General features: G+C 62.3%; 7 protein-coding genes. 4 read left to right on the top strand and 3 right to left on the bottom strand.

Annotation, left to right across the window (positions count from 1 at the left end; translation table 11 throughout):
- Positions 1 to 90 precede the first annotated feature (90 nt).
- Positions 91 to 1,401 (bottom strand): MFS transporter, encoded by a 1,311-nt coding sequence (locus K5E37_RS29140; protein WP_085603380.1) that lies wholly within the window; start codon positions 1,399 to 1,401, stop codon positions 91 to 93.
- Positions 1,402 to 1,572: 171 nt separating this feature from the next.
- Here K5E37_RS29140 and K5E37_RS29135 point away from each other — a divergent pair, with 171 nt between their 5' ends.
- From K5E37_RS29135 to K5E37_RS29120, 4 genes are all read left to right on the top strand, one after another.
- Complete coding sequence (locus tag K5E37_RS29135; protein WP_221535814.1) at positions 1,573 to 2,697, top strand: sugar diacid recognition domain-containing protein; 1,125 nt, start codon at positions 1,573 to 1,575, stop codon at positions 2,695 to 2,697.
- 91 nt (positions 2,698 to 2,788) lie between these two features.
- On the top strand, positions 2,789 to 3,928 hold the full coding sequence (locus tag K5E37_RS29130) for a glycerate kinase (protein WP_221535813.1): 1,140 nt from the start codon (positions 2,789 to 2,791) through the stop codon (positions 3,926 to 3,928).
- A gap of 246 nt (positions 3,929 to 4,174) precedes the next feature.
- Entirely contained in the window at positions 4,175 to 5,800 is a 1,626-nt protein-coding gene (locus K5E37_RS29125) for a methyl-accepting chemotaxis protein (protein WP_085603386.1), read from the top strand.
- 41 nt (positions 5,801 to 5,841) lie between these two features.
- Entirely contained in the window at positions 5,842 to 7,029 is a 1,188-nt protein-coding gene (locus K5E37_RS29120) for a pyridoxal phosphate-dependent aminotransferase (protein ID WP_221535812.1), read from the top strand.
- A 125-nt stretch (positions 7,030 to 7,154) separates the two neighbouring features.
- Here the strand turns inward: K5E37_RS29120 and K5E37_RS29115 are convergent, their stop codons facing one another.
- Positions 7,155 to 8,123 (bottom strand): D-glycerate dehydrogenase, encoded by a 969-nt coding sequence (locus K5E37_RS29115; RefSeq protein ID WP_221535811.1) that lies wholly within the window; start codon positions 8,121 to 8,123, stop codon positions 7,155 to 7,157.
- Between the two features lie 21 nt (positions 8,124 to 8,144).
- A complete protein-coding gene (locus K5E37_RS29110) occupies positions 8,145 to 9,443 on the bottom strand; it encodes an MFS transporter (protein WP_085603390.1) in 1,299 nt (432 codons plus the stop codon).
- Between the last annotated feature and the right edge of the window lie 93 nt (positions 9,444 to 9,536).

The raw sequence follows: 9,536 nt of genomic DNA, 5'->3' as shown, positions 1-9,536 counted from the left end.
TTCCCACGCGGACGGTTCGACGCCTCGACGTGGGAACGATCTAAATGAAAAACGGCCCGTAATGGGCCGTTTCTGTATTTCGACTAAGGCTTAAGCCCGCAACGTCCGCGTCATCCGCAACGCCAGCAAACTCCCGCCGACAATCACACCCGCCAGCAGATACAACGCCGCATCCGTCGACCCGGTGCTGTCCTTGACCCAACCCACAAGGTAAGGGCTCAGGAACCCGGCCATCTGCCCCATCGAGTTGATCAACGCCAGACCACCCGCCGCAGCACCCGCACTCAGCATGGCAGTCGGCACCGGCCAGAACATCGGCAAACCGGTCAGCGCGCCCATGGTCGCGATGGTCAGACCGAGGATCGCAATCGCCGGATTCGCCGCAAAGTTCACCGCAATCAGCAGGCCGACAGCACCCATCAACATCGGCACCACCAAATGCCAGCGACGTTCTTTACGCAAGTCCGCCGAACGCCCGACCACCAGCATGAACACCGCCGCCAGCAAGTAAGGAATCGCACTCAACCAGCCAATCACCAGGTTGTCGCTGAAGCCGAGGTTCTTGATGATCGACGGCAGCCAGAAGTTGATCGCGTACACGCCGCTCTGGATGCAGAAGTAGATCAGGCCGAAGGCCCAGATGGCCGGGTTCTTGAACACGGCGATCAGCGAATCGGAAGTGGTTTTCGGTTTGTTCGCCAGGTCTTCCGCCTGATCCGCTTCCAGCACCGAACGCTCATGCGGGGTCAGCCATTTGGCGTTGGCGAAGTTGTCGCTGAGCAGGAAGTAGGCGAGTGCGCCCAGTACCACGGTCGGAATGCCTTGCAGCAGGAACATCCACTGCCAGCCCGCGAGGCCACCCTGGCCGGCGGCGAAGTGATTGAGGATCCAGCCGGAAAACGGGCTGCCGAGCAGGCCCGACACCGGGATCGCCGACATGAACAGCGCCATGATCCGGCCACGGCGGAAGGTCGGGAACCACTGCGAGAGATAGAGCACAACGCCCGGGAAGAACCCGGCTTCAGCAGCGCCAGTGAACAGGCGCAGGGTGTAGAACTCGGTCGGTGTGGTGACGAACAGCAAGCAGGTCGACAGCGTGCCCCAGGTGATCATCATCAGCGCGATCCAGCGCCGTGGGCCGAACTTGGTCAGGGCCAGGTTGCTCGGTACGCCGCACAGCACGTAGCCGATGAAGAAGATACCGGCACCGAGGCCGTACACGGTTTCGCTGAATTTCAGCGCGTCGAGCATCTGCAGTTTGGCGAATCCAACGTTGACCCGGTCGAGGTAGTTGAACAGGTAGCAGATGAAGATGAAGGGGATCAAACGCAGGGTGATGCGTTTGTAGACGGCATTTTTATCGTCATCGATGGTCTGGGCGGCAGCGGCGCTCTGCGACATGGCGGCTCTCTCTTTATTATGATTTTTTGCGATGCAAAGGGTAACGTTGATCGCCCTGAGAGTCTCGGCCACCTTTGGCCGGATTGTCTTTGTGCCTGAGCACAGGGTTTGCCGCCAGACCCTGTGCGGGTGAACAACCGTCCGCGCCTGTTTTCAAGGATTCCAGCCCCTATGTTCGAACTCGATCACGACCTCGCCCAGGACATCGTCGACCGGGCCATGGCCATTTTGCCGTACAACGTCAACGTCATGGACAGCCAGGGCTTGATCCTCGGCAGTGGCGAGCCGGAGCGGATCAACACCCGCCACGAAGGCGCGCAACTGGTGCTGGCCAACGGTCGGGTGGTGGAGATCGACGCACAGACTGCCGTGCATTTGAAGGGCGTGCAGCCGGGGATCAATCTGCCGCTGCTGCTCGATCAGCGTTTGATCGGTGTGCTCGGCATCACCGGCGAGCCGGAGCAGCTGCGAACTTACGCCGAACTGGTGCGCATGACCGCCGAGATGCTGGTCGGCCAACGCAATCAGCAATCCGAGCAGCAATGGCGGCGGCAGCGTTGCGATGACTTGCTCGCGCTGCTGTTGAGTGAAGCGGGGGATTCGCCGCGTCTGGTGGATGAAGCTCAGCAACTCGGGCTCAAACCGCAACTGACGCGGGTGCCGTATCTGTTCGAGCTGGGCCTGGAACACGGGCCGGGGCAAACCGTCGAGGCGCTGAGTGCCTGGCTGATGTCGCGCTACCCCGACAGTTGGTGTGTGAGCTCCGCCAAGTCGTCGCTGCTCTGGTGCCGGCCGGCGAGTCAGAACGTCGAGCATGATCGCCTGCTGGAAAAACTCGATGGCCTGGGCTGGAACATCCTGCGCATTGCCGTCGGCGGGCAGGCCGATGGACTGACCGGCTTGCGGCGGTGCTATCGGCGGGTGGGCGATCTGCTCGCTTACGGCCGCGAGGTGTTGCCGCGCTCACGGCTGCTGACCCTCAATCGCTATCGCTTGCCGGTGATGCTCTGGCGCCATCGCAACGATGATGCGCTGGATGAACTGCTCAAACCGTTGCGCAAAGTGATCGCCAAGGACAGCAACGGCCAGTTGCTCGCGACCCTGCGCAGTTGGTGCGATCACGACGGGCAGAGCCAGGCCTGCGCCGATGCGTTGGGGATTCACCGCAACAGCCTGCGTTATCGCATGGAGCGGATTGCCGAGTTGAGCGGGGTCGATCCGCTGAGACTCGACGGGATGCTGGCGCTGTATCTAGGTGTGCAATTGCTGCCACAGACCGACGATTTGTCGAATTGAACAATAAACGCCTGCACGACTTGTGCAGCGGACAGGCGTCAACGCGCAAGGCGACTGGCAGCATGAGGGGCATTGGAACTGGAGAATTCGCATGAAAATCGTCATCGCCCCCGATTCGTTCAAGGACAGCCTGAGTGCCCAAGGCGTTGCAGAAGCCATCGCGCTGGGCCTGGCGCAGGTCTGGCCGCAGGCGACGCTGGTCAAATGCCCGATGGCCGACGGTGGCGAAGGCACGGTGGAGTCGATTCTCGCCGCGTGCGAAGGCGAACTGCGCCGCACCCGAGTGCGTGGCCCGTTGGGCGCGGCGGTTGAAGCGGCGTGGGGCTGGTTGCCGCACAACTACACCGCAATCATCGAAATGGCCGAGGCCAGCGGTCTGCAACTGGTCCCGCCGGGGCAGCGTGACGCGTGCATCAGCAGCACCTTCGGCACCGGTGAACTGATTCGCGCTGCGCTGGATGCCGGCGCACAACGCATCATTCTAGCCATCGGCGGCAGCGCCACCAACGACGGCGGCGCCGGTGCAATGCAGGCGCTTGGCGTGAAACTGCTGGATGCTCAAGGGCAATCGCTGGTGCCGGGCGGTCTGGCGCTGGCGCAACTCGTACGTCTGGATCTGAGCGAACTCGACCCACGTCTGGCGCAAGTCCGCTTCGATATCGCCGCCGACGTCAACAATCCGCTGTGCGGCCCCCACGGCGCCTCGGCGATTTTCGGCCCGCAGAAGGGCGCATCACCCGCGCAAGTTCAACAACTGGATCAGGCCCTCGGCCACTTCGCCGAACTCTGCGCGCAAGCGTTGGGCAAGGACGTACGCGATGAGCCGGGCAGCGGCGCGGCAGGCGGGTTGGGTTTCGCCGCCAAGGCGTTTCTCGGCGCGCGTTTCCAGGCCGGTGTCGAAGTGGTCGCCGAACTGGTCGGACTGGCCGATGCCGTGAAGGGCGCAGACCTGGTCATCACCGGCGAAGGACGCTTCGATGCCCAGACCCTGCGCGGCAAAACCCCGTTCGGCGTAGCGCGAATCGCCAAGCAGCAAGGTGTACCCGTGATCGTCATCGCCGGCACTTTGGGTGAGGGCTATCAGGAACTCTACGATCACGGCATCGACGCCGCCTTCGCCGTCACCAGCGGCCCGATGACCCTCGAACAGGCCTGCGCCGAAGCTCCACGTCTATTGCGCGAACGCGCCACCGATATAGCTCGCGTCTGGCGCCTGGCATCCCCGACCTGACCTGTCATCCATCATCGACCTGACCTGTCATCCATCATCTAAAACAACGGGTGTTTCACCGCTGAAACACCCGCAACACTTTGAAAAATATTTCGTCTTTCCCCGCAATCTTCCTCAAGCCTGGCCGATACAGAAGTCAGGCGCACACAAGACTTCCTAAAACAGTGACGCCGGACTGAAGCCCGCCCCATGGGCCAGTGATCACGGCATGGACGCTCGTAGTTTCAATCATCCGAGAGTCCTCCTATGTCCTTGCGTAATCTGAATATCGCGCCCCGTGCCTTCCTCGGTTTTGCCTTTATTGCCCTGCTGGTGATCGTGCTCGGCGTGTTCGCCGTCAATCGCATGTCGATCATCCGCCAGGCGTCGCTGGAGATGGAGTCGACGCAGTTGCCGAGCGTCACGCAACTCGCCGTGGTCACGGAAAACGTCCTGCGCCTGCGCATTCTGTCGTTCCGCATTCTGGTCAACCGCGACCCGGCCGGTTTGCAGGAAGCCCAGACCCGCATCGGCGTGCTGGTGGACAAGGTGCGCGCCGCCCAGGCCAGTTACGCGGCACTGCCGGCCAGTTCGGAAGAGCGCGCGCTGTATCAGACTTTCTCGACGACCCTCGACAACTACGTGCAGGCGCAGAACCAGATGATGGAGCTGTCGCGCCAGGACAAGCTCGACGAGATGCGTACCCTGATCAACACGAAGATCAAGGACGGCACCGACAAAATGGGCGAACAGCTCAACCAGCTGATTGCGATCAACGCCGCTGACGCCAAGACCGCCTCGACCCATGCGGACGAGTATTACAGCGGCGCTATCAGCGGCATCATCGCCGTGGCCGTGATTGCCGCGCTGTTGACAGTGCTGCTGGCCTGGCTGCTGACCCGCAGCATCGTCACCCCGCTGAACCGCGCCGTCGCTGCCGCGCAAACCATTGCCGGCGGCAACCTGACCAAAGCCATCGAAGTCGACGGCAAGGACGAACCGGCGCGCCTGCTTGAAGCCTTGGCCGCGATGCAGACCAACCTGCGCAAGACCATCGAACAGATCGCCGGCTCCGCCACGCAACTGGGCGCCGCTGCCGAAGAACTCAGCGCCGTGACCGAAGAAGCGTCCCGTGGCCTGCAACAGCAGAACGACGAAATCGAACAGGCCGCCACCGCCGTCAACGAAATGACCGCCGCGGTGGAAGAGGTCGCACGCAACGCGGTGTCGACTTCCGAAGCCTCAAACCAGTCGACCCACGCCGCCCGCGAAGGTCGCGATCAAGTGGTGAAAACCGTCGACGCGATCCAGACCATGACCCACGACGTGCAGAACACCGCGCAAATGATCGAAGGCCTGGCCGCTCAGGGCCGCGACATCGGCAAGGTGCTGGACGTGATCCGCGCCATCGCCGAACAGACCAACCTGCTGGCGCTCAACGCCGCCATCGAAGCCGCCCGTGCCGGTGAAGCGGGACGCGGATTCGCCGTGGTAGCGGACGAGGTTCGGGCCTTGGCTCATCGCACTGCGCAGTCGACCCAGGAAATCGAAAAAATGGTCGCCGGCATCCAGAACGGCACCGGCGAAGCGGTCGAGTCGATGCAGCAAAGCAACCAACGCACCCAGTCCACCCTGGAAATGGCCCGTGCCGCTGGCGTCGCGCTGGAGCAGATCACCCAATCGATTCACCAGATCAACGAACGCAACCTGGTGATCGCCAGTGCTTCTGAAGAGCAGGCGCAGGTGTCCCGCGAGGTCGATCGCAACCTGGTCAACATCCGCGACCTGGCCACTCAATCGGCCGCCGGCGCGAATCAAACCAGTGCCGCGACCCACGAACTGTCGCGTCTGGCGGTGGATTTGAATGCGATGGTGGCGCGCTTCGTGATTTGACCTAGGGTGAAGGCTGGAGACCGCGCAATCAGGAGACGTACATGCGCTATTCAGCCTTGACCCAACGAATCGCCGGGGAGGGAGCAGCGGCCTGGCGGATTCACGACCGAGCGCTGGAGTTACGCGCCGAGGGCATTGATGTGTTGCTGCTGTCCGTGGGTGATCCGGATTTCGATACGCCGCTGCCGATCATCCACGGCGCCATCGACAGCCTGCTGGCCGGCGATACCCATTATTCCGAAGTGCGCGGCCGGCTGGAGCTGCGCAAGCGGATTGCCGAGCGCCATCGGCGCAACAGCGGCCAGGATGTGGATGCCGAGCATGTGATCGTACTTCCCGGCGCGCAATGCGCGGTGTATTCGGTGGCGCAATGTCTGCTGGATCCGGGTGATGAAGTGATCGTCGCCGAGCCGATGTATGTAACTTATGAAGGCGTGTTTGGTGCTTGCGGCGCAACCGTGGTGCCGGTGCCGGTCCGCCCTGAGAACGGCTTTCGCGTCGATCCGGTGGATGTCGCGGCGCGGATCACTCCGAAGACGCGGGCCATGCTGCTCAACAGTCCCAACAATCCTTCCGGTGCCAGTCTGTCGCTGTTGATCTGGCAGGAGCTGGCGGCGTTGTGCATTCGCCACGACCTGTGGCTGATCAGCGATGAGGTCTACAGCGAATTGTTATACGAAGGCGAGCACGTCAGCCCGGCGAGTCTGCCGGGGATGGCCGAGCGCACCGCAACCATCAACAGCCTGTCCAAATCCCATGCGATGACCGGGTGGCGGATCGGCTGGATGATCGGACCGAAACCCTTGGCCGAGCATTTGGTGAATCTGTCGTTGAGCATGTTGTTCGGCCTGCCGGATTTTGTGCAGAAAGCGGCGCAGATCGCGCTGGAGAAAGATTTGCCGGAAGTGACGCAGATGCGCGAGGAATACCGGTTGCGTCGGGATCTGGTGTGCGAGCGCTTGCGCGGCTGTCCGGGGTTGTACCCGATCAAGCCGGATGGCGGGATGTTCGTGATGGTCGACGTGCGTCAGACCGGGCTCGGCGCGCAGGATTTTGCCGAGCGGTTGCTGGAGGGGTATGGGGTTTCGGTGCTGGCCGGTGAAGCGTTCGGGCCCAGTGCGGCGGGGCATATTCGCATCGGGCTGGTGGTGGATCGGGTGAAGCTGGCGGATGCGTGTTCAAGGATTGCCCTTTGTGCTGCGCAACTTCTGCAAGTGCGCAGCGCCTGAGGGTTTCCTCCTGATCGTTCCCACGCTCCGCGTGGGAATGCAGCCCGGGACGCTCCGTGTCCCTTCCAGAGCTGGAACGCGGAGCGTCCCTTGAGGCATTCCCACGCAGAGCGTGGGAACGATCATCAGTGGAGAGGATTCACCAAGTTGGCGGGTTTTTCCCCAGTCAACGCCGCCAACAGATTCTCCACCGCACACCGCGCCATCGCTTCGCGCGTCTCATGGGTCGCCGAGCCCATGTGCGGCGTCGCCACCACGTTGTTCAGCTGCAACAACGGCGAGTCGTGATTCAGCGGCTCGCGTTCAAACACATCCAGCCCCGCCGCGCGAATCCGGTTATGGCGCAAGGCGTCGATCATCGCCGCCTCATCCACAACTTTGCCCCGTGAGATGTTGATGAAAATGCTCTCCGGCCGCATCAACGCAAACTGCTCGGCACCAATCAAACCTTCAGTCTGCGCCGTCAACGGTAACGTCAGACAGATGAAATCCGCCTGTTGCAGCAAATCCTCCAGACTGCGGTACTGCGCATCGAAGCGTTCTTCCACCGCCGGTTTGCGCGACTGGCTGTGATAGATCACCGGCATCCCGAATCCGAAATGCCCACGCTGGGCCAGCGCCTCGCCGATGCGCCCCATGCCGATGATGCCCAGCGTCTTGCCATGCACATCGGTGCCGAAATGCGCCGGGCCGATGCTGCGATGCCAGTGACCGCCGCGCACCATGTTCGCCAGTTCCACCACGCGTCGGGCAGTGGCCAGGATCAGCGCGAAACCGGTGTCGGCGGTGGTTTCAGTGAGCACGTCCGGGGTGTTGGTCAGCATGACCTTGCGTCGGGTCAGGTAGTCAATGTCGTAGTTGTCGACGCCGACCGAGACGCTGGAAATCGCTTCAAGCTTCGGCGCCAGATCGAGCAGCGCCGCGTCCAGTTTCAGGCTTGCACCGAGCAACCCGTGGGCAAACGGCAGGGCGTCGCGAAGCTTCATCAGACCGTCGGCATCGAGGCTGTCGATCAGCGTCACGTCGACCTGTTCCTCAAGGCGCGCCATCAACGCCGGCGACAGTTTCTTGTACAGCACAACCTGTTTTTTCATCGCAGTCATCTCTCTATCAATTCAGGAGTGGGCCGGCAGCGGACGCGGTGCGACTGGCTTGGCCGTCACCCGGTCGCTCGCGCCGGGCTTGAGAAAAATCGTCAGCACCACCGAGAGCATCAGCGCGCCACTCATCAGCAGATACGAAGCGCCGGGCGAACCGGTAGAGCTGTTGAGGTAACCGACCAGATACGAGCCGCCGAACGAACCGAGAGCACCCATGCTGTTGATCAGCGCCATGGCGCCACCGGCAACGTTGGCCGGCAGGATCTCCGGCACGATGGCGAAGAACGGCCCGTACGGCGCGTACATGCACGCGCCGGCAATCACCAGCAGCGTGTACGACCACCAGAAATGTTCGGCGCCCAAAGCGTAGGAACCGTAGAACGCCACCGAGGCAATCAGCAGCGGCGGCCAGACGAAGCGTTTGCGCTTTTGCAGTTTGTCCGAGCCCCACGACACCAGCAGCATGCCGATTACCGCCGCCAGATACGGCAGGGCCGACAGCCAGCCGGCCTCGATCATGTCCATCTGCGCGCCGGCCTTGAGGATCGACGGCAGCCACAACACGAAGCCGTAGACGCCGATGCTCCAGCAGAAGAATTGCAGCGCCAGAATGATTACCTTCGGCGAACGGAAGGCTTCGGCGTAGTTCTTCACCGCTTTGATGCCGATCTGTTCGGCGGCGAGCGCGCTTTCCAGATCGTGCTTTTCCTGGTCGTTGAGCCACTTCGCCTGGGCCGGACGATCATCGGCCAGCTTCCACCAGATAAATGCCCAGAGCACCGCCGGCAGACCCTCGATGATGAACATCCAGCGCCAGCTGAAATGCTGCACCAGATAGCCCGAAACCACCGACATCCAGAGCATGGTTACCGGGTTGCCGAGGATCAGGAAGGTGTTGGCCCGCGAGCGTTCGGCGCGGGTGAACCAGTGACAGAGATAGACCAGCATCGCCGGCATCACCGCCGCTTCGACCACGCCGAGCATGAAGCGGATGACGATCAGCCAATAGGCGTTGGAGACCACGCCGGTCAGCGTGGCGAGCCCGCCCCAGAGGATCAGGCTGACGAAGATCAGCTTCTTGACGCTGTGCTTTTGCGCGTAGATCGCGCCGGGCACCTGGAAGAAAAAGTAACCGAGGAAGAACAGCGCGCCGAGCAGCGAGGACAGGCCCGGGGTGATCATCAGGTCGGCGGCCATCCCGGACGCGGCGGCGAATCCGTAATTGGCGCGGTCCAGGTACGCCAGGCTGTAGGTGATGAACACGATCGGCATGATGTACCACCAGCGGCGGGTGGCGAGGGTTGCGGTTTTCATGGTCTTGCTCCTGAGCTTGTTGTTTTTGTCGCAGCAGGGTTCAGATTTTGTAGTGGCTATGCGGGCCCATTCGCGAGCAAGCCCGCTCCCACA

The organism is Pseudomonas sp. RIT778 (assembly GCF_019718735.1).
GTDB classification, from domain to species: Bacteria; Pseudomonadota; Gammaproteobacteria; order Pseudomonadales; family Pseudomonadaceae; genus Aquipseudomonas; species Aquipseudomonas aphyarum.
The sequence above is the reverse complement of the archived record's forward strand: the minus strand, read 5'-3'. Positions and strand labels throughout refer to the sequence as shown.

Coding starts and splice junctions, on each gene's coding strand:
- K5E37_RS29140 (WP_085603380.1), bottom strand. CDS start 1,401: ATGTCGCAGAGCGCCGCTGCCGCCCAGACCATCGATGACGATAAAAAT.
- K5E37_RS29135 (WP_221535814.1), top strand. CDS start 1,573: ATGTTCGAACTCGATCACGACCTCGCCCAGGACATCGTCGACCGGGCC.
- K5E37_RS29130 (WP_221535813.1), top strand. CDS start 2,789: ATGAAAATCGTCATCGCCCCCGATTCGTTCAAGGACAGCCTGAGTGCC.
- K5E37_RS29125 (WP_085603386.1), top strand. CDS start 4,175: ATGTCCTTGCGTAATCTGAATATCGCGCCCCGTGCCTTCCTCGGTTTT.
- K5E37_RS29120 (WP_221535812.1), top strand. CDS start 5,842: ATGCGCTATTCAGCCTTGACCCAACGAATCGCCGGGGAGGGAGCAGCG.
- K5E37_RS29115 (WP_221535811.1), bottom strand. CDS start 8,123: ATGAAAAAACAGGTTGTGCTGTACAAGAAACTGTCGCCGGCGTTGATG.
- K5E37_RS29110 (WP_085603390.1), bottom strand. CDS start 9,443: ATGAAAACCGCAACCCTCGCCACCCGCCGCTGGTGGTACATCATGCCG.